A 17,093-nucleotide genomic window follows, 5' to 3' on the forward strand; every position below is an offset into this window, starting at 1 on the left:
GAGCTTTCGCGCAGCCCCAGAAGTGGGGGCTCGCCGGTCGTCCGGCGCGTCGGCTTTTCTCAGTGCGATCACGTTCGTACGCAAGGAGATTCCGTGGCATCTTCACTATTCAAACGGATGGCCGCGCTGGTGGGCGCGACCTGTGCGGCAATGACTCTGGCGGTCTCGGCGGCGGGGTCGGCGACCGCCGACGACGCGAGCTTCGAGGATCCCAGCGCCATGGCCGCGGCCTGCTCGACGACCCCCAAGTCCGGGGACGTCACCTTCGGGCAGCGCGAGAAGTACCGCATCCACGTGCCGTCCGGAATCTCGGCCTCCGGCGCCCCGCTCGTGGTCGCCATCCACGGCGGCCAGTCCAATCCGGCGACGCACCAGGCGGATTCGGGCTGGAACGCGCTGGCGGATTCGAAGAAGTTCATCGTCGTCTACCCGCGCGGCGGCAAGTCCGAGGGCACGGGCAAGTACGGCTGGGCCGCCGACACCGCCGACGTGAACTACATCAAGGCGGTCGTCGCCAATGTGCGCGCGACCTACTGCGTCGCACCCACCCGCATCCACCTGAGCGGGCACTCCAACGGCGGGCAGATGGCTTCGCGCGCGGGCTGTGTCGCGCCGGAGCTGTTCGCCTCGGGCGCGGTCTACGCGCCCGCGCCGCCGCCGACCGGCTGCAACCCGGCGCGCGCCATCTCCTGGGGTGTATTCGCCTCCGCGAGTGACCCGGTCGTCTTCGAACCCGTCGCGTACAGCCACGTCATGTACTGGAGCTGGGAGAACCGGCCCTGCTCCAACGAGCGCGGTGACGGCGGCACCGACGTGAAGGACTCCAAGATCTGGGATTGCGCGGACGGCACCAAGGTGCTGTGGCGCGTGTACAACAACGGCAGCCACGAGTGGCCGACCGGGTCGCGCAAGACCGAGATGCTGAACCGGATGTGGTCGCTGTTCCAGGCGAACCCGCGGCCGTAGGCCGAACATCGGAGGGCTGCGAATTTTCGTGCACTGTCGCCAGTGGATCGGCGGGAAACCGCCGAACGGGGGTGGATCGTGCACGAAAATTCGCGGCCCTTTCCGGGTCAGATCATCGCCCCCGCGGTGACATCGATGAGCCCACCGTCCACCTTGAGATCCTGCCCGTTGATGTACGACGCCTCCGCCGACGCCAGGAACGCGACCGCCCCCGCCACCTCCTCGGAAGTCCCGATCCGCCCCGCAGGCACCGAAGCCGCCGCGCCGCTGCGCATTTCGGGTGACGCCTCCGCGTCGAAGGCGGGCGTCGCGGTATAGCCCGGGCTCACCGAGTTCACCCGGATGCCGCGCGGCGCCAACTCGGCCGCGACAGTCCGCGCAAGATTGTGTATCGCCGCCTTCGTCGCGGAATACAGCGCCGCCCCCGGCGACCCGCGATGCACGGCGAACGACGCGTTGATGACGATCGCGCCGTTGTCCGCCACCAGCGGGGCGGTTCGCTGCACGGTGAAGAAGACCGACTTGAAGTTGAGATCCACCACCCGGTAGAACTCCTCCTCGGTGACGGCCCCGATCGGCTGGAACGCGCCGATGCCGGCGTTGGCGAAGACCACGTCGAGCCGGCCGAAACGCTCGGCTATCGCACCGGTCAACGCGTCGAGGTCGGCGAGATTCGCGGCGTCACCGGCCACCGCCAGCACCCGGTCCCCTGCGTTCAACGCAGCGACGGCGGCATCGAGCCGCGCCTTGTCCCGCCCGGTGATCACGACGCGCGCGCCCTCGTCGAGCAGGCGGCGCGCGGTCGCCAGGCCCATTCCACTACTGCCGCCGGTGACGAGTGCGATCTTGCCGTCGAATCGTGAAGCGCCGGAACCCATGTCATGACCTCTCGAGGTAGTTTGATTGTTCATAGACTTACGTACAGTTCGACTGTCTGTCAACAGTCGCGCTATCCTGTGCGGGTGATGACGGCGCACCCCGAGCGGGATCAGATCCAGTTGGCGAACGTGCTTGCCGCCGTGGGCAACCCGCTACGCCTGTGCATCGTGCGCAAACTCGCGGGCGAGGGTGAACAGCCCTGCGGCACGATCGCCCCCGGCGTGCCCAAGTCGAATCTCACCCACCACTACCGGGTGCTCCGCGAGGCCGGCCTGATCTGGCAGCGCCCCAACGGCCGCGAGACCCTGCAGTCCCTGCGCCGCGAGGACCTCGACGCCCGCTTCCCCGGCCTGCTCGACAGCCTGATAGCCGCGTCCCACCGCGACCCGACCCTGGTCCTGTGAAACGAGAATCGCCCCCGCCGAGCTGTCGGCGAGGACGATTCGGTCGTTGCGGGCTCAGCGCTCCCAGACGCGGGAGCCGAGGAAGCTGTCCCACTGCTCGCCGGTGAACCACAGCTCGGGACCGCCGGGATGCTTGGAATCCCGAACGCCGACAGCGGAATCGCCCAGGCAGACCTCTACGCACGCCTTCGAGGATTCCGATGCCGCCGATTTGAACCACTTGTTTACAGGTGAGGCCATCTCGATCACGCCTTCCACACTTCGCTTGCAACAAAGCTGTCCCACTGCTCGCCCGTGAACCACAGCTCCGGGCCGCCGGGATGCTTCGAATCGCGAACACCGACCTCGGATTCACCGAAGGAGACTTCGACGCACTCGCTCTGCGTCGACGATCGGGAGGACTTGAACCACCGGCGGGCCGGAGAATTGTTGCTCACGCCTCGTACTCCTTTGCAACGTGCGACAACAGGTTTCGAGTGTCGTCTTCACTCAACGCTACAGCGAGCAGGCCCGAGATCGCTTCCTTGTAGCGATCGATCTCGTCCCGCTGCTCGTGATAGAGAGCGCCCAACGCACCGTTGAGGTACACAACGGGCGGCGGGGTCAGACCGCTCAATCCGGATGAGAATTGAAGAAGCGTGAAGGATTGAATCGTCAGTCCCTGATGCGATCCCACATCAAACGGGACGATGCGGATGCTGACATTTCGACGCTCACTCGATGTCGCCAACCACCGCAGCTGCTTCGCCATGACCGCTGGTCCCCCGGGCCTGTGCCGAAGAACCGCTTCGGAAAGCAGGGCATCGAACCGGACGTCAACATCATCCAGCACGGACTGTCGACGAGCATTCAGCTCGATCCGACGCTCAGCATCGACCGCAGACAAGTCCGGATCCTCGATCGCAGCGATTGCGCGCCGATAGTCGGCGATCTGCAACAAGCCCGGCACCAGAACCAATTGATGTGTCGTGATACGGTTCGCGGCTCCTTCCAGGCGGAGATATCGCGGATACTGCGGCGCGACCTGGTCGCTGTACGATTCCCAGAATCCCTTCGAATTGCCTTGCGCCTTGGCGGTTTTCTCTTGCGCTTTGCACTCTTTCCACAGGGCCAGCGTCTCCGCGCAGACCTCCGGGCTGGCCTCGTAGAACAGCAGTAGGTCCCTGATCTGCGGGGTTGTCAGTTTCGTGGGCAGCCCATCTTCGAGCCGCATGACCGTCTGGCGAGACACTTCGAGATCAATACCTGCGGCCAGCAGGCTCTTACCGGCGTCCTTGCGCACACGTTGGATGAAGTTGCCGAAATCCATTCGAGAGACCGTTGATCCGGCCATTTCGTTAGCCTCACAATCTGGGGAGTCGCTACCACGGACATGTCCGCCGCAGACCTCCAGCGGATCCACTACCACTTCATGATGAACCCACTTCGCAGGAAATTTCCTGGTGTCTACTGAAACAGAATTACTGAGCACCGAGCGAAGGGGATTCGAAATGTTGTGGGACACATGGGCGCTGCTCTCCATAACCGCGTTGTGCTTAGCCGTGATCTGCTGGGCGGCTTGGGGTTTCCACCGGGAGGCGCGTGATGCCCGCTCCCGCCGTATCCCGCTCGCGCACGGCGGATTCCTCACCGTCCCGCTCGCGGGCCGGCGAGCGGGATGGTTCTACCGGGGACAGCATCGGGGGCGGGCATGACGAACCCGTTCGCCTACATTCCGCGCACCGACCGCCCGGCGGTCTATCACGGTGAGCCCGCGCCCTTTACGCGGTTCTCCGAGCGCGACATCGAACGCCGCCTCGCCGAGCACGGCGAGGACTGCGAGCGCGACGACTGCCCGATGCTGCGGCACCTGCAGCGGCTGCGGGCGAAGCAGATCACCCGGCAGCGGCCGCCGGCGGATCCGGAGTAGGGGTGAAACAACCTACTGCTAGCGGATTTTCGGGATCAGGCGCGCACGACGGCAGGGGGCTGCCACGTCGCGTCGACGATCTCCCGATCCGGCCAGTAGGCGCGCAGGTACACCGAGAAGCTGTCCGAAGGCGCCGGGATCCAATTGTTCTCCCGTTCGGGTCCCGGCGAGTTCGCGCCCACGTACAGCGTCAGCGAGCCGTCCGGGTTCCGGACCAGGTCCTTGTTCTTGGTGCCGAGCGAATAGCGGTTCAGCGCGTTGGGATGGAAGAAGTGGTGCCCGTTGTACACGGTCAGCGACCAGAACCCCTTCACCGGCGGTTCCTGCCCCGCGGCGAACGTGATGCCGTACGTGTTGTCGCCGTGTAACTGCGCGCCGGTGACGTCGGTGTCGGTGTAGAAGTACTGGGTCTCGGTCGGCCGGTTCTCGAAGATGTTCGATTTGGCCGTGCCGGTCCGGCTGAAGTAGTCGACCCCGAACTGGGCGTTGTTGGCCGAGCGGTTCCAGCCGTTCCCGGCGCGGATTCCGTTGTGCTTCCACTCGAAGAACGGTGTGATCACTCCGTTCTCGGTGGCGACGGCGGTGTCGGCGAGCACCTTCTTCAACACCGGATCGTCACCGGCCGCCTCGAGCAGACTGCGGAACTGCGCGTAGAGCCCCTCCTCGCCCGGCAGCGGCGGCACACTGTCCAGAATCGCGCCGAACTGGTCGAAGAACTGCTCGGGCACAACGTATTTCGGCTCGCCACCGGCCGGGACGGGCGCGGGCACGACGGGCAGCGCGGCCCATTCGGTCACCTTGACCTCGCCGTCGAACTCGGTCAGCGGGTAGATCCCGATCCGATTGATCACCGGCTGGATCGCCGCGTGGTCCTCGGGGGTGGCGTCCATGAAGATGCGCGGCAGGGCGTTGGCCAGCGCGGTGGTCGAGCGGATGACGCCCATGACGCCGTCGGGGACCTCACCCTGCCAGTTCGGCCCGGCCAGCAGGTAGAACCCGGGCGGGGTGCCGTACGCCTTGCCCAGCTCGCCGAACTGATCGAGCCGCGCGTCGTAGAGCGCGTACACCCAGAAACGATCGCCGAAGTCGGGCACCTGCACGATGACCGGTTCGGCGTCCAGGTCCATGAAGGCCGCGCCGTAGACCACGTCCTGATTCGGGCAGGCGACGATCTTCTCCTCCGGCACCACGTAGTTCGACAGCATCGCGAGCCGTCCGCGCGGCGCCGCCGGCACCGCGCCGTTGAGCAGCCCCGGCTCGGGCACCCGGGTGATGGTCTCGTACCGATTGCGCAGGTTCACCAGCGGCCAGCCCCACACGTAGGCGAACTGCGCGAGCATCGCGGCGTATTCGGAGAACATGTCGATCCCGGCGGCGGGTGCTGTCACCGGCTCGGGGTTCGCGGCGGCGGACGGTTGAACGGAAGTACTGACCACGGCGGTGCCCTTTCTCGACGGACTGCGATGCTGGCTCGAGGCTAGGCCGCTTCCGGTCCGGGACGTATCACCTGAATCGGATGAAAGCCGGTGTCGCCCCATTCGCGAGAAATGACCGGGTTTCATTGATAGTCGGGCGGCATATTTGGCAGAATCGCCGAAGTAGACAACTTCCGGCAATCTCAGAAGTAGGGCGTCATGCGCCGACTCGGCTGGTTCTCGATCATCGCCGTCGCGGTGATGTCACTGCTCATCGCGGTGATTGTCATGGAGTTCCCCCGGATTCGCGGCGACGACCGCGAGCGCAACGGCCTCGCCGCCTTCTACGAGCAACCCGCCGACGCGCTCGACGGCAAGCCCGGCTCGATCGTCAAGAGCGAATCCCTGATCGGCACACCGGCCGCCGCGAACGCCTGGCGAATCATGTACCGGACCACCGACGTCCACGGTTCGCCCGCCGTCGCCACCGGCGTGGTGATCACCCCGGCCGACCCCGCACCCGAGCGCGGCCGGACCGTGCTGGCCTGGGGGCATCCGACCACCGGCGCGGCCGAGAACTGCGCGCCCTCACGCGGATTCGATCCGTTCCTCGACATCGAGGGCCTGCGATTCCTGCTCGATCGCGGCTACACCGTGGTCGCCACCGACTACGTCGGCATGGGCACCCCCGGCCCCGACTCTTACCTGGTCGGCGTCACCGCCGCGCACGCCGTGCTCGATTCGGTGCGCGCCGCCCGCGAAATCGAGGCCGCGCACGCCGGCACGTCGGTCATCCTGTGGGGCCATTCGCAGGGTGGCCAGGCCGTGCTGTTCTCCGCGGAGAACGCCCCCGACTACGCACCCGAGCTCGACATCGTCGCCGTCGCAGCCGCCGCCCCCGCCGCCGACCTCACCGCCCTGATGCGCACCCACCTCGACGACATCTCCGGCGTCACCATCGGCGCGTACGCCTTCACCGCCTACGCCACGGTCTACTCCGATACCGCCGGCGCCCGCCTGAACGACATCCTCACTCCCCAGGCCCAGGCCATCGTCCCCCGCATGAACCAGCTCTGCCTGATCAAGAACATGTCCGAGCTACATCGCATCGGCCGGCCCCTGGTCGGCGATTTCACCACCGCCGACCCGACCCGCACCCCGCCCTGGTCCGATCTCCTGTCCCAGAACTCCGCGGGCTCCCGCCCCTTCACCGCTCCCCTCTACATCGCGCAGGGCCGCGACGACGAGCTGGTGGTCCCCGCCGACACCGACGCCTTCGTGGCCCGCGAACGCGCCCAGGGCATCACCGTCACCTACGAACAGATCCCCGGCGCGACCCACGCGACCGTCGCCTACCTGGCGGTCCCGTCCCTCCTGTCCTGGCTCGACCGAATCGGCCACTGACCAGCAGAGACGAAACCCGTAATATTCCTGGCATTCCAGGTATTCTCAGAGCATGACGACGGAGAACCAGGACAAGCGGACCAAGACGACCATCTCCACGCTGCCCGCCACTCGTCAGCGACTCGCCGAGTTCGCGACCAGCGACGAAACCGTCGACCAAACGCTCAATCGACTACTCGACACGGTTCAGTCCATGAAGGTCAGGGCCCGTACTGCATGGGAGAACCGCAAAGCAGCCGCACAGGCCGATCCCGACGCGTGGGAGGCCGGCGCTCGACTGGCCGACATGCTCGCGGCGCGCGCCGCCACGCGACAGGCAGGCCGCGGATGACGGGTACGGGGTACGTATTCGACGAAACGGTCCTGCACGCCTACGCTTTCGGATCTTTGACGACGTCGAGCCTGATCGCCCATCTGTCGGATCGTGAAATCCGCATCGCGATACCCGCATTGGCGCTGGCGTGCGCGAAAGCCGGTCTCAGCGAAGAACAGCGGGAGGGACTCGACGGCGTCATCGACAATGTCGGCAATCTGGCACTGACCGGGCTCTGCACCCTGTCCGACACGGGTGAGCTGGCCGACGTCCTGGCCTCGGCGGACGGAATCGGCCTCGCCGCCGCACACACCATCGCCGTGGCACGCCATTTCGACTGGGAGATCATCACGCACGACCGCGCGCGGTGGAAGGAGATCGAGGCCGCACTCCCGTGGCCCGTCGAACTGGTCGAACTCGCCGACGAGTAGATCAGCCCGTCGCCTTCATCAGGCGCAGGCCGCGATTGAGGAGCGGGCGGTCCCACAGGCTCGGCGGGGTGCGCTCGGGATCCATGAGCTCGTTCTCGGCCAGGGCGCTGTCCTCGTCGGCGACGGTGTCGGGTTCGAAGCGCACGAGGGTGCGGCCGGGCGCGCGCAGGGACTCGACCGTGCGCAGCAGGGAACCGGTTTCGGCCAGGGTGGCATCGAACTTCGCGGGGTCTGCCGCGAGGTGTTCGCACAGCAGCCTGCGCCGGATGCCGAGGATCGTCTCGCGCAGCCGATCGCCGTCCGGGGTCTCGGGTGTGACTTCCACGGCCAGATCGCATTCGGTGTCGAACCCCATCGACCGGTTGTTGAGGTTCGACGAGCCCACCCGCAGCAGCCGATCGTCCATGACCAGCACCTTGGCGTGCACGTAGATCGGGTCGTCGGCGGCGGTCACCGGGTAGTACACGCCCAGGCGCCCGCCGGTGTCGGCCCGCCACAGCAGGTGCAGCAGGCGGCGGCGCGCGCCGTCCATCGCGAGCTGCTCGAGCCAGCCGTCGGCGTTGCGCGGCAGCACGATCACTATCTCGGGGCCGTCGGGCTCGCGCAGGCGCTCGGCGATGGCCTCGGCCAGCGTGCGCGAGGCCAGATACTGACTCTCGATGTACAGCGACTCGCGCGCACCGGCGATCGCGGCCAGGTACAGCTGTTCGATCTCTCGGACCTCGGCGCGATCGGCCAGTTCGGGGAAGGTGCGCGCGATGCCGAGATCCACCGATTCCATGGTGGGCTCGAGCCCCTCCGGCCACGGGGTATCGCCCTCGATCTCCCCGACCGGTTCCAGGGCCTCCCCCGTGGCCGCCTGCCAGCGCGCCCGCGCCAGCTCACCGATCGCCCGCGCGGCGTCACCGTCCACGGCCGTGGTGGCGTCGTGCCAGGGACCGTAGCGATTGCCGTTGGGTTCGGTGCGAAAGTGATTGTCGTCCCGGTGATCACTGGTGTCCCAGCGGTCCACCGTCATGTCGATGCCGCCGCAGAACGCGAGGGCGTCGTCGATGACCACGATCTTCTGGTGATGCGCGGACCCCAGCGGATGCGCACCGTCGATCTCGAAGTGCAGGCGCCGATCGGTCATCCAGTTCATGACGAAGATCGGCGTCATACCGCGGGTGATCGCCGCGAACGCGCCGATGTTCCACTTCAGCAGATAGATCTCGAGGTCCGGGCGCTGCTTGGGCAGCCAGGACAGGAACTTGCCGAGCCGGTTCGGGCCCTCGAGGGTCTGGACCTGCGGCTCGAACTTGATGCGGGTGTCGAAATCCCAGCCGATCAGCACGATCCGCTTGCGCGCCTGCAGCATCGCCGACTTGGCGTGCTTGAAGTAGTCCGCCGCGTCGACGATGACCGACAGCCGATCGGCCTGCGCGACCTGCCAGCACGTCCGGCCCGGAGTGAGAATCCGCTGCTCGTCGTTCATCTGCAATCAGCTCCATCATCCGTCACCCGTCCCCGCGGGTGAACACTCGACACTACTGCGCCATACCCACTCCGACTTGTGTTGCACGCGTGAAGTTCTCGCCGCCCGCGCCGGGGTGCGGCGCCGGTCACATCCGGCCGGGCCCGCGGCACGGTGGCCCACCTCACGCTGCCCATTCTCCACCCGGTGTTACGATACGGACCGTGTCGTTTCGAAATAAGGAAGCCGGGGAGACCGGCACCGGCCGCCCCCGCGACGCCGCGCGGGAGGCGACGATCCTGACCTGCGTCCTCGAACTCCTCGGCGAGTCCGGCTACGACGCCGTCTCCTTCGAGGCGGTCGCGCGCCGCGCCGGGGCCTCCAAGGCCACGCTGTACCGGCGCTGGAACACCAAGCGCGACATGGTGGTCGCGGCCGTCAAGGCCGGTCCGGCGGCGGGCGGCGAGGCGATGACGGTGGACACAGGCTCGCTCCGGGGTGATCTGCTCGTGCTGTGCGAGCGGCTCGACGGCACCCTGCGCGCCGCCGACGGGGCGATGAGCCTGATGCTGTTGCAGGCCGGGCTGGAAGATCCCGATCTGTGCCGCCACCTCGAGGACGCGACCGGGCCCACCGGCGCGAAGCTCCCGGCGAACGTGCTCACGGCGGCCATCGACCGGGGCGAGTTGCCCGCGGGGGCGCAGCCCTTCCCGTACGAGGAGGTCGCCGGGTCGGTGCTGCTGCTGCGCAGGCTCAACGGCCTGCCCTCCGGCCCCGACTACCTGGCCGTTCTCATCGACACCATCCTCATCCCCGCCCTGCGCGCGAGCGCGGAACACACCGGCCCCGTGCCGCGCGCCCTCTTCTCCTGAACCCCGGTCCCCCGGTGAAAGGTTGTGCATCCATGACGAATCCAGTGATCGACGGCTTCGAGTACCGTCGCCTGCCCGGCGCGGGCGGCATCGAGGTGAACGCGGCGGTCGGCGGCAGCGGCGAGCCCGTCGTCCTGCTGCACGGTTTTCCGCAGACCCACCTCATGTGGCGGCACGTCGCGCGCCTGCTGGCCGCCGACCACACGGTCGTCGTGCCGGATCTGCGCGGTTACGGCGCCAGTGACGCGCCACCGGAGACCGGTCCCGAGATCTACGCCAAACGCACCATGGCCGCGGACATCGTCGAGGCCATGCGCGCGCTGGGCCACGAGCGCTTCGGGCTCATCGGACACGATCGCGGCGCGCTGGTCGGGGTCCGCGCCGCGCTGGATCATCCCGAACGCATCACCCACCTGGGCATCCTCGATGTGCTGCCGACCATGGACACCTGGGCCGTACTGCACGGCGTCGACGCGAAGGTCGCCTGGCACCTGTACCTGATGGCCCAGCCGGCCGACCTGCCCGAGCGCATGATCGCGGCCGTGGCCGCCGACTTCTTCGGTTCGTTCCTCGACGCATGGGATCCCGGTGGGAACACCTTCCCGCCCGAGGTCCGCGCCCACTACATCGAAAGCTGCACCCGCACCGTGCCTTCCATCGTCGCGGATTTCCGTGCGACCGCGGGCATCGACCTCGACATGGATCGCGCGGACCGCGCCGCCGGACGCACCCTGGACATGCCGGTGGCGGTGGTCTCCCAGGATTGGGGCGCCCAGCTCGGTTTCGATGCCCTCGGCCTGTGGCGGCAGTGGGCGCCCGGGGCCACCTACCAGCCGATCGACGCCGGGCATTTCATGGCGGAGGAGCGACCGGAGGCCATCGCGGCGTTCGCCCGGGAGCTGCTGGGACGGCGGGCACTGGTTTAGCCGACCACGGATCGGCAACCCGTAGATCATGATCGGAACGCTTCGTTCGATTGTCCTGGACTGCAAACATCCGGCGGAACTCGCGCGGTTCTATCGCAAACTGCTCGGCGGCACGGTGGAGGATGCCGACGAAACCTGGTCGGTGCTGACCGACCCGCAGGGCAGGCGGTTCGCCTTCCAGCTCGCGCCCGACCATGAGCCCCCGCTGTTTCCCGACCCCCGGGGGTCCCAGCAGTTCCACCTCGACATCGAGGTCGGCGACATCGACATCGCCCAGCCCGACGTGCTGCGCCTCGGCGCGACCCGCGTCGAGGACGCGGTGGGCGAGAACCGTTTCCGGGTGTTCCGCGATCCGGCGGGGCATCCGTTCTGCCTGGTGTGGGGTGCCACCACGAGCGATAGCTGACCGGCGTGTTCGACGGCCCGGGTGCGTGCGCGCCCCGGGTCAGCAGCCGTTCGCGGTGAAACCGATCGGCAGCACGTCGCCGCGATCGCCCGCGGCGGCCCGGTCCAGCAGAGCCTGGACCGCCGGACCGTACGGTGTGCCGTACTCGACCTCCGCGCAACCGCCCTGCTCGTGCCCGCCGGTGATGCCGACCAGCCGCCCGTCCTGCACCCAGGGCCCACCGCTGGTTCCGGCACCGAAACCGGCGCAGTCCAGCGCGATTCCGTCCGCGCCCGCGGCCAGCGGCCCGGTGCAGGTGATCGGCCGGCCGCCGCTGCCCAGCGGATAACCGCTGACGGTAACGGGTTCACCGGCCCGCGGCGCGGCAGGCGGCAGACCCGGCACCACGTCCTCGATCGTCGTACCCCCGCGCGGCGCGACCCGCAGGACCGCGACATCGTGGGCGGGATCGAAAGTGCGCGGCCAGGCGGGGTCGGCATACATGTCGGTCACCGTCCACACGCCCGCCGGGAGTTCGGCGTCGTGCAGCAGCGGCGCGAACTCGATGAGCGCGCCGGGCCCGAACACGCAGTGCGCGGCGGTCACCACCAGATCGCGCGAGGGTGAGGAGACCACCGCCGCCGAGCAGAAGTGCGGGCCGCCGAGGCGCGGCACGACGCCGAAAGCGCTGGGGTAGAACAGGGCTCCGGTCGCGGGCACCGTCTCGACCGGGGTCGCCGATCGCGGCGGGTCAATTGCCACCGGTTCCTGCGCCCGGGCCGCGTGTGGTGCGGTGAGGGCGAGGAGCACGCCGGACAGGACGGCCACTACGTGTCGCATCCCAGGGACGGTAGCGAAGGGCGCGCGAATCGTGAAGTACCCGAGCGCCTGTCGCGTCGCGGGGCGTGTGGCGCAGCGGAGGCGGCCACCGAGCCCTGCCGACTCAGCGCGAGGGCGGGCGGTGGGCCATCTCGAGCGCGCGGATGCGGCGCCAGCAGGACTTGCGGGGCGGCGCAGCGCCTGCGCTCCGGTAGCGGCCCTCTGCGGTCGCCGAGCCGCCGCGCGAGAGCCGACGGGGTGGTCGGCACGTTTGCCCGGCGAAGGCGCGGGGTATCGCAGCGCCGAACATGTTGCGCGGCAGATCGATCGACTCCGGGCCCGCTCGAATCGGGCCCCGGGGCCGGGCATCGGTAGGGAAAGTGGTGAGTGACTGTGAGTGAGACCGACACGAACACGCGGTTCGAGACCGAGACATTGCTGATCGGGCGCTGGAGTGAGGCCGCCGACCCCGGCACGGGTGACGCGGTGCCGCTGACCGGGGTTCCCGAGCGGTACAACATCGTGGTCGTGGCCGGTGAGCGCGGGCGCGACGCGATGCCGGACTTCCGACCGGCGCGGTTCACCGGCGAGGAGTTTCGCGCCCAGGTCGACGCGCTGCACGCGGACGGCCGCACGGTCCTGCTGGCGATCGGCGGCCCGCACGCGCGCGTCGAGCTGCGGGACGGGCAGGAGGAAGCGCTGTTCGAGCGGATCATCGAGCTGACCGACACGTTCGGGTTCGACGGCGTCGTACTCGAATTGGCGCCGGACGACGCCGCGGCCGCGGGCAATCTGAACGTGATCTCCGCGGCGCTCCTGGCGGCTCGGCTGCACTACGGCGCCGACGGCGACGCCTTCCGCATCGGGGTGACGGCCGGGGACGCGGACCCGGACACCGGCGAACGGCCGGTGCCGTTCCTGCGGGAACTGGACGGGCACTGCGATTTCGTCGTGCGCGACGACGGATTGGTCAGCCGCGCCGCCTGATCAGCAGGACCGCCGCACCGGCGGCGAGCAGCACCAGGACCCCGGCGCCCACCGCGAGCATTAGCGGCGTGCGCGAACTCGCCGGCTCGGCGGCGTTCGGGGCGTCGGCCGCGGGTGCGGCGGCGGGCTTGTCGGCCGGCATCGCGTTCGACCCACCCGCTTCGTATTCCGGGCCGGGTTCGGGGTTTCCGGTCAGGGTCAGATTCAGCCGGACCGGAACGGGCCGCTCATCCCCCGCTTCGGCGGGCGGACCCACCTTGACGGCGATGTAGTACCAGCCCGCCAGTGCCTGCTGCCGCAACGCGGCGGTCGAGGCGTCGCGGTTGGCATACCGGATCGGCACCGTGCCCATCGTCTTTCCCGACGTCGGCAGGGACACATCCTTTCCCGTGAAGACATGGGTGTCGTAGTCGATCTCCGCGCCGACCGGTGAGTACAGCGCGGTCGCAATATTGGAGATGGCCCGGGTTCCGGATCCGCCGTTGCCGGTGAAGTCGACCCGGTACGCCAGACCCTGACCCCACTCGGCGCGCACCCGGTAGAAGACGAACTCGCCCGGCCGCAGGGTGTCGGTGTAGTGGCCGCCGCCGTCCAGGGTCGCGGCCGCGGCCAGCGACGCGCCGCCGGTCACCGGCTGATCCGCCGCACCGGAATCGACGAGCGCGGTCGCCTCCGAGCTCGGGGCCGGGCCCCTGTCGCGCACGGGTTGTTCGACGCCGATGAGCAATTCGAGCGGCAGCCGCTGCGGCAGGCCGTTGGAGGTTCTGTCCCAGGTCACCTCGAAGTAGTAGCGACCCGCGCCCCGGCAGCTGCCGGATCCGTCCGCGCCGCGGAAGGTGGTGCTCACCGACAGGGTGACGCCGTCGCTCGAGCGTGCGGCCTGATCGGTCTCGAAGACGTTGCAGTCCTTGCCGTTCGCGTCGAAGATCCGGATCTGCACGGTGTTGAAGTCGTCGAGCACGTTGATGTCCGGCAGGCGCGGGAACGATATCAGGCCGGTGAAGTAGATCGTGCCGCCCTCGGGCGCGTCCACGCCGTAGTAGCGCTTCTCGTGCTGTCCGAGGGTGTCCAGGTAGTGACCGGCGGTCGCGACGGGGGCGGTGCGGTGGCTGTCGGTGCCGGTGATCGGGGTGCCCGAGGCCGCGTAGTTGCGCAGCGCGGCGCCCGTGACGCGGGGCAGAATGCGTTCCAGCGCAGCGCCGTCCGCGGCGTCGGCGTACGTCCCGCCGGTCACCTGGGCCATGCAGCTCAGCTGCGCCCGCGCCTTCTCCTCCACCGCGAAGCCGATCGAGTGCACGATCAGGTCCACGCCGCGCTGCTTCAATTCCCTTGCCACGTCACAGGGTTCGGGCGGTGCGCAGGTGTCGTCGCCGTCGGATACGAGCACGATCGAGCGCGGTCCCGAATCCGGCAGCGCCGCGGCCGCTTCGCGCAGCGAGACGCCCATCGGGGTCCAGCCGCGCGCCTGCACGTCGTTCACCGCACCGCTCAGGGCGCCGCGATCCAACCTGCCGGGCGGCTGCAGCACCCGCACGTCGCGGCAGCCGGCGGCCTTCTCGTCCGCACCGTTGCCGGTTCCCGCGCCGTACACCGCGAGTCCGACCGAGGCGTCGGCCGGCGCCGAGTCCACGAAGCCGCGCACGGCCCGTTTGGCCGAATCCATCATGGTTCCGGCGCCGTCCGGGCGCTGCATCGAACCCGACGCGTCGAGCACGATCATGGTGGGTGCGTACGGCGTCTCGGCGGGGCTCGCGGAGCCGGGCTGCGGCGCCACCCCCGGCAACACCAGCGCGACCGCGACCGCGACGAACAACCCGGCAATTCTGGACGTTCTCGGCATGATCCTCTTCGAGCACTCGGCGCAACCTGTCCGCCGAACGTACCCACAACGGGCTTGCGGCGAGCAAAACCGGCGGGCGCGAGTGCACCGTGCCGAAGCCGAGAACCATTCTCCCGCTGCCGCATTCACACTCGACGGCGCAATTGCGCCACAGCGTGATCGCGGGCCGCGCTGTCCCTCCCCGAGGCGCACGGCGCTTCCGGTCGGGAAGCTGCCGCGCGGGGATCCGGCCGGGCGTCAGCGCCTGCGGCGGGTCCGAGTGCGCCGCCAGCCGAAGGGGCCGGGGAGATCCATCGATGTCGTGTCACGGCCGGTGGTGCTCGTGGTGTGACGCAGGCCGCCGCGGCTGCCGGTGGTGAGGGAGAGGGAACCGCGGTTGATGTTCAGGCGGACCCCGGGGAAGATCTTGAAGCTCTTGCGGAACGTGAAAGGCATTCGAGCCTCCTTTCTCGGGGACCGGATACCCGCCGAATGCCCGGTGAATCCCCGGTTTCCGGGCCGGGACGCCGGAATCGACTTGCGCGGGCTCGGCCCGCTGTGGTTCAGTCGCGGTACTTCAGTTCGGAGCTCCCCGGAAGTACGTCGCAGATGGGAGCAACGCATCGCGGCCCTCGTGCCGGGTGATGAGGCGGGCGGCAGTGTATTCGCCGACCCCTCCTGGAGGTTCTCCCATGCAATTCGGTATCGGTCTGCCCATTTCCGCGCCGCGCACCCTGCTCGATTGGGCGCGCCGCGCCGAGGCGGGCCCCTTCGCCACCCTCGCCCTGCTCGACCGGCTCGTCTACGACAACCCCGAGCCGCTCACCGCGCTCGCGGTGCTCGCGGGCGCGACCGATCGCGTTCGCGTCCAGACCGAGGTACTCCTCGCGCCGCTGCGCGACCCGGTGCTACTGGCCAAACAGGTTGCCACGCTGGACGTCATGTCCGGCGGCCGCCTGACCCTGGGCCTCGGCGTCGGCGGTCGCGCCGACGACCACGTCGCCTCCGGCACCGACCTGCGCACCCGCGGCAGGCGCCTGGACGAGCAGCTCGGGATCATGCGCCGCCTCTGGTCCGGCAAGCCGTACGGCGACGACTGCGGCCCGATCGGCCCGTCCCCCCTCCGCCCCGAAGGCCCCGATCTCCTGTTCGGCGCGTTCCAGCCCGCCGCGATCGAGCGCGTAGGCCGCTGGGGCGGCGGCCTGCTCGCCGCCGCCCCACCCTCCTGGGCCGGCGGTCTCTTCGACACGGCGCGCGCGTCCTGGAAGGCGCACGGCCGCAGCGGTTCTCCCCGCCTGGTCACCCAAATAAACACGGCCCTGGGCGATTCGACGGTCGCGGACCAGGCCCGCGCCGCGATGCGCGCCTACTACGCCTTCAGCGGCAGCCGTGCCGACTACATGGTCAATGGAACGCTCACCACTCCCGCCGAGATCCGCACCGCCATAGCCCAATTCGATGCCCTGGGCGCGGACGAGATCGTCTTCTACTGCTACGCCGACGACCCACACCAGCTCGACCGCCTCGCGGACGTCATCGGATGATCCCGGAACAGGTGGCGACCTGATCGATCGGACCCGAGCCGCGCCGCTCGGCGGGCGGGATTGTCGGTCGGCCCGGATACGGTTCGGCCATGAAAGCCCTACCGAGCGCGTCGGTTCTGGTCCGCACCTGGTTCGGCGACGACCGAGCCTGGCACACCCTGGTCGAGGAAGTCCGGACGCCGAGTGCGGAGGACTTCCTCGCGGACGTCGTGATCGTCGACGACAGGGAGTATCAGGACCTGAGCGCCGAGACGCTGACGGCCCTGCAGCCCGACGGCCCGTCGGTCTCGTTCCTCGCCGACAAGACCACCCTCACCCACCCCGAACACCCCGTCCTCGCGGTCTACGTGGGCGCGGCGGACGAAGACGAAGCCGAAGGTGACACCGCTCCCTTCCGGGTGGTCCCCCGCGCGCTCTGGAGCGTGGAGAACAACATCAACCTCGGAAACATGGACTGGTGGGAGTTCTCGGAGGAGTCCGACGAGGACGGCATCCACCGCGGGCTCGACATGGAGGACTAGCGCGCGATCCCGTCTTCCACAAGAGGTACCGAAGGGTTCCCTGCCT

21 protein-coding genes are annotated in these 17,093 nt (G+C 68.8%); 12 read left to right on the top strand and 9 right to left on the bottom strand.

Annotated features, from left to right (window positions below):
• Positions 1–93 precede the first annotated feature (93 nt).
• Positions 94–966, top strand: coding sequence for an alpha/beta hydrolase family esterase (locus ACWDOP_RS10895; protein WP_456344871.1), 873 nt, complete (start codon positions 94–96; stop codon positions 964–966).
• A 107-nt stretch (positions 967–1,073) separates the two neighbouring features.
• Here the strand turns inward: ACWDOP_RS10895 and ACWDOP_RS10900 are convergent, their stop codons facing one another.
• Complete coding sequence (locus tag ACWDOP_RS10900; protein WP_456344872.1) at positions 1,074–1,844, bottom strand: glucose 1-dehydrogenase; 771 nt, start codon at positions 1,842–1,844, stop codon at positions 1,074–1,076.
• A gap of 87 nt (positions 1,845–1,931) precedes the next feature.
• Here ACWDOP_RS10900 and ACWDOP_RS10905 point away from each other — a divergent pair, with 87 nt between their 5' ends.
• The gene (locus ACWDOP_RS10905; protein WP_454207352.1) at positions 1,932–2,249 is read left to right on the top strand and encodes an ArsR/SmtB family transcription factor; all 318 of its coding nucleotides are present in this window, start codon (positions 1,932–1,934) and stop codon (positions 2,247–2,249) included.
• A 54-nt stretch (positions 2,250–2,303) separates the two neighbouring features.
• Here ACWDOP_RS10905 and ACWDOP_RS10910 read toward each other — a convergent pair whose 3' ends face one another.
• From ACWDOP_RS10910 to ACWDOP_RS10920, 3 genes are read right to left on the bottom strand one after another with little or no spacing between them, the layout of a single operon-like run.
• Positions 2,304–2,489, bottom strand: coding sequence for a DUF397 domain-containing protein (locus tag ACWDOP_RS10910; protein ID WP_456344873.1), 186 nt, complete (start codon positions 2,487–2,489; stop codon positions 2,304–2,306).
• A gap of 5 nt (positions 2,490–2,494) precedes the next feature.
• Positions 2,495–2,686, bottom strand: a complete 192-nt coding sequence (locus ACWDOP_RS10915; protein ID WP_456344874.1) for a DUF397 domain-containing protein — start codon at positions 2,684–2,686, stop codon at positions 2,495–2,497.
• On the bottom strand, positions 2,683–3,558 hold the full coding sequence (locus ACWDOP_RS10920; RefSeq protein WP_456344875.1) for a helix-turn-helix domain-containing protein: 876 nt from the start codon (positions 3,556–3,558) through the stop codon (positions 2,683–2,685). The genes ACWDOP_RS10915 and ACWDOP_RS10920 overlap by 4 nt, the downstream gene beginning before the upstream one ends.
• A 381-nt stretch (positions 3,559–3,939) precedes the next feature.
• Between ACWDOP_RS10920 and ACWDOP_RS10925 the strand changes: the two genes are divergently transcribed.
• A complete protein-coding gene (locus tag ACWDOP_RS10925; RefSeq protein WP_456344876.1) occupies positions 3,940–4,158 on the top strand; it encodes a hypothetical protein in 219 nt (72 codons plus the stop codon).
• A 35-nt stretch (positions 4,159–4,193) separates the two neighbouring features.
• Here ACWDOP_RS10925 and ACWDOP_RS10930 read toward each other — a convergent pair whose 3' ends face one another.
• On the bottom strand, positions 4,194–5,546 hold the full coding sequence (locus ACWDOP_RS10930) for a DUF1254 domain-containing protein (protein ID WP_456344877.1): 1,353 nt from the start codon (positions 5,544–5,546) through the stop codon (positions 4,194–4,196).
• Between the two features lie 246 nt (positions 5,547–5,792).
• On the opposite strand from ACWDOP_RS10930, the gene ACWDOP_RS10935 reads away from it, so the two are divergent.
• From ACWDOP_RS10935 to ACWDOP_RS10945, 3 genes are read left to right on the top strand one after another with little or no spacing between them, the layout of a single operon-like run.
• Positions 5,793–6,977, top strand: a complete 1,185-nt coding sequence (locus tag ACWDOP_RS10935; protein ID WP_456344878.1) for an alpha/beta fold hydrolase — start codon at positions 5,793–5,795, stop codon at positions 6,975–6,977.
• A gap of 52 nt (positions 6,978–7,029) precedes the next feature.
• On the top strand, positions 7,030–7,308 hold the full coding sequence (locus ACWDOP_RS10940) for a hypothetical protein (protein ID WP_456344879.1): 279 nt from the start codon (positions 7,030–7,032) through the stop codon (positions 7,306–7,308).
• Entirely contained in the window at positions 7,305–7,721 is a 417-nt protein-coding gene (locus tag ACWDOP_RS10945; RefSeq protein WP_456344880.1) for a hypothetical protein, read from the top strand. The genes ACWDOP_RS10940 and ACWDOP_RS10945 overlap by 4 nt, the downstream gene beginning before the upstream one ends.
• Position 7,722: 1 nt before the next feature.
• Here the strand turns inward: ACWDOP_RS10945 and ACWDOP_RS10950 are convergent, their stop codons facing one another.
• Entirely contained in the window at positions 7,723–9,195 is a 1,473-nt protein-coding gene (locus tag ACWDOP_RS10950; protein WP_456344881.1) for a phospholipase D-like domain-containing protein, read from the bottom strand.
• A 203-nt stretch (positions 9,196–9,398) separates the two neighbouring features.
• On the opposite strand from ACWDOP_RS10950, the gene ACWDOP_RS10955 reads away from it, so the two are divergent.
• The 3 genes from ACWDOP_RS10955 to ACWDOP_RS10965 are packed head-to-tail and all read left to right on the top strand — an operon-like array spanning position 9,399 to position 11,378.
• Complete coding sequence (locus tag ACWDOP_RS10955) at positions 9,399–10,046, top strand: TetR/AcrR family transcriptional regulator (protein ID WP_456344882.1); 648 nt, start codon at positions 9,399–9,401, stop codon at positions 10,044–10,046.
• Positions 10,047–10,078: 32 nt separating this feature from the next.
• Entirely contained in the window at positions 10,079–10,972 is an 894-nt protein-coding gene (locus tag ACWDOP_RS10960) for an alpha/beta fold hydrolase (protein ID WP_456344883.1), read from the top strand.
• Between the two features lie 28 nt (positions 10,973–11,000).
• Positions 11,001–11,378 carry a VOC family protein gene (locus tag ACWDOP_RS10965; protein WP_456344884.1) on the top strand — a complete coding sequence of 126 codons (378 nt, stop codon included), beginning with the start codon at positions 11,001–11,003 and terminating at the stop codon, positions 11,376–11,378.
• A gap of 39 nt (positions 11,379–11,417) precedes the next feature.
• Here the strand turns inward: ACWDOP_RS10965 and ACWDOP_RS10970 are convergent, their stop codons facing one another.
• Positions 11,418–12,197: a trypsin-like serine peptidase gene (locus tag ACWDOP_RS10970; RefSeq protein WP_456344885.1), complete on the bottom strand. Its 780-nt coding sequence runs from the start codon at positions 12,195–12,197 to the stop codon at positions 11,418–11,420.
• 372 nt (positions 12,198–12,569) lie between these two features.
• Here ACWDOP_RS10970 and ACWDOP_RS10975 point away from each other — a divergent pair, with 372 nt between their 5' ends.
• Positions 12,570–13,163, top strand: coding sequence for a hypothetical protein (locus tag ACWDOP_RS10975; RefSeq protein WP_456344886.1), 594 nt, complete (start codon positions 12,570–12,572; stop codon positions 13,161–13,163).
• Here ACWDOP_RS10975 and ACWDOP_RS10980 read toward each other — a convergent pair.
• Entirely contained in the window at positions 13,147–15,003 is a 1,857-nt protein-coding gene (locus ACWDOP_RS10980; RefSeq protein WP_456344887.1) for a vWA domain-containing protein, read from the bottom strand. The two genes, ACWDOP_RS10975 and ACWDOP_RS10980, sit on opposite strands and share 17 nt — an antisense overlap.
• Positions 15,004–15,240: 237 nt before the next feature.
• On the bottom strand, positions 15,241–15,438 hold the full coding sequence (locus ACWDOP_RS10985; RefSeq protein WP_456344888.1) for a DUF4236 domain-containing protein: 198 nt from the start codon (positions 15,436–15,438) through the stop codon (positions 15,241–15,243).
• 236 nt (positions 15,439–15,674) lie between these two features.
• On the opposite strand from ACWDOP_RS10985, the gene ACWDOP_RS10990 reads away from it, so the two are divergent.
• The gene (locus ACWDOP_RS10990) at positions 15,675–16,526 is read left to right on the top strand and encodes an LLM class flavin-dependent oxidoreductase (RefSeq protein ID WP_456344889.1); all 852 of its coding nucleotides are present in this window, start codon (positions 15,675–15,677) and stop codon (positions 16,524–16,526) included.
• An 89-nt stretch (positions 16,527–16,615) separates the two neighbouring features.
• On the top strand, positions 16,616–17,047 hold the full coding sequence (locus ACWDOP_RS10995; RefSeq protein ID WP_456344890.1) for a DUF6924 domain-containing protein: 432 nt from the start codon (positions 16,616–16,618) through the stop codon (positions 17,045–17,047).
• Positions 17,048–17,093 lie beyond the last annotated feature (46 nt).

The sequence above is a fragment of the Nocardia sp. NPDC003693 genome, assembly GCF_053981095.1.